The sequence below is a fragment of the Nocardia sp. NPDC051981 genome, from assembly GCF_040680715.1.
GTDB lineage: Bacteria > Actinomycetota > Actinomycetes > Mycobacteriales > Mycobacteriaceae > Nocardia.
Map to the genome: position 1 here is coordinate 1 of NZ_JBFAXK010000080.1, position 1128 is coordinate 1128.

Genomic DNA, 1128 nt, shown 5'->3' on the forward strand with positions numbered 1-1128 from the left:
GGATCGACTCAGCCAGGAACAACGCCTCGAAAGATTCACGGATCAAGGCCATCTCGGATCCATCGACAGGATCACCAAACGCACCATCATGCCGAGTTTCGTACATCTGGAACTCAGGTGTGCTGTGTTTCCCGACCTGGCGTGAAGAACCACGGAGGTGTGAATCGATGCCGGGTTGCGCACCCTGGACCTGAATATGCAGGGCCGCAGAAGGGTTCGGACGCTGTCTGAACAGGCCGTGTCGGCAGCGAGTGTTACGGTCTGGCTCAGTGTTTGAAGGGATGGGGTAATCGTGGGTGCCGATATGCATGCCTACAGCGTCGATCTGGAGGCGCTTCGTCGGATGGTCGGTAGTGGTGACTGTGAGTTGTTGGAGCAGTTGACAACTCAGATTGCGAGTGGACTCGATCGTCTGGATGCTGAAGCCGCAGGATGGGGCAACCTAGTTCCGGCCCGGCAAGCGTTGACGAAGATGATCATGGAGCCCGCCTACCTGGATGGCGTGGCCAATCTCTCCAACGACGCCGCGATCTACATCTACGTCTTCAAGGAGATGTGTGAGCACTACGGCAAGCCGTTGGACAACGAATACGACATGAGTTCCGAGTGGCTCAGCGAGGTCGAGGAAGCACTCGACGATGTCGGTGTGACATGCGAGCCAAGTGAGTACTTCGTGGCTGGAGACGACTTGCCGCTGCCCAGCGCGTTTCCGTACCCGATTGCTGGCTGCATCGACTTCGAGGTGATGACCGAGCTGCGGGACGAGCTGAAACCGGCCTTGTCGGCGGATGTCGATGATGACGTGCTCGATACCGTCACCGAACTATCAGAGTGGGCACATGAGTGCCTGCGAGAGCGTCGGGGTCTCGTCTGGTTCTTTTACTGACGCCCAATCTTCGTAGCAGCATGCCGGGTGGCACGGTGATTGGATCGCAACCATCCGGTCATGCCGCATACCGCGCTGACCGAACCGGCCAGCGCTGGGCATCGGAAGAGCAACGGGCAGAGCGCCGTACGGCCGCCAGCAGTGCACGCTATTGCCGATGACCGAGCATGTGACAGCCAATAATCTTGTGTCTGTGCCGAAACCGATGGAGGCATCCAGCGCCCCGGCCTGTCACACCCATC

The 1128-nt window shown here is 58.9% G+C and carries 2 protein-coding genes; one reads left to right on the forward strand and one right to left on the reverse strand.

From position 1 onward, the window contains the following. Positions 1 to 310, reverse strand: a 310-nt coding sequence (locus AB0L60_RS42480; RefSeq protein WP_364626671.1) for a hypothetical protein, incomplete at its 3' end; no start/stop codon positions are given. On the opposite strand from AB0L60_RS42480, the gene AB0L60_RS42485 reads away from it, so the two are divergent. Continuing rightward, positions 293 to 886, forward strand: a complete 594-nt coding sequence (locus AB0L60_RS42485) for a hypothetical protein (RefSeq protein WP_364626673.1) — start codon at positions 293 to 295, stop codon at positions 884 to 886. The genes AB0L60_RS42480 and AB0L60_RS42485 overlap by 18 nt on opposite strands. The last annotated feature ends 242 nt before the right edge of the window (positions 887 to 1128 follow it).